The sequence below is a fragment of the Rhizobium sp. GCM10022189 genome (genome assembly GCF_042656325.1).
GTDB lineage: Bacteria > Pseudomonadota > Alphaproteobacteria > Rhizobiales > Rhizobiaceae > Rhizobium.
On the sequence record NZ_JBHSOR010000054.1, the window covers coordinates 1 to 512 of the forward strand.

A 512-nucleotide genomic window follows, 5' to 3' on the forward strand; every position below is an offset into this window, starting at 1 on the left:
GACACGCTGAATGGCGGCGCCGGCGCCGATACGCTGATCGGCGGAGCGGGTGACGATACCTATATCGTGGATGTCGCCGGCGACGTCGTTACCGAAAGTGCCGGCGGAGGAATCGATACGGTGAGGGCTGGGTCGACGACCTATACGCTTGCCGACAACATCGAGAACCTGACCTATACGGGCACGGTGGCCTTCATCGGAACGGGCAACAGCCTTGCCAACACGATCAGGGGTGCGGCGGGTGCCGACACGCTGGACGGCAAGGCGGGGGCCGATACGCTGATCGGCGGTGCCGGCAACGATACCTATGTTGTCGACGATCTTGCCGATGTCGTGACCGAAGCTGCCAACGAAGGCACGGATCTGATCAAGACGGCGCTTTCTGCCTATGCGCTGACCAACATCGCCAATGTCGAGAACCTGACCTTCACCGGCACCGGCGATTTTGCCGGGACGGGCAATGCCCTGGTCAACACGATCATCGGCGGTGCCGGCAACGACACGCTGGACGG

1 protein-coding gene is annotated in these 512 nt (G+C 62.7%); it reads left to right on the forward strand.

Annotated features, from left to right (window positions below; all coding sequences use genetic code 11):
• The coding region (locus tag ACFPWW_RS26100; RefSeq protein WP_377313929.1) for a calcium-binding protein at positions 1–512 on the forward strand (512 nt) is incomplete at both ends.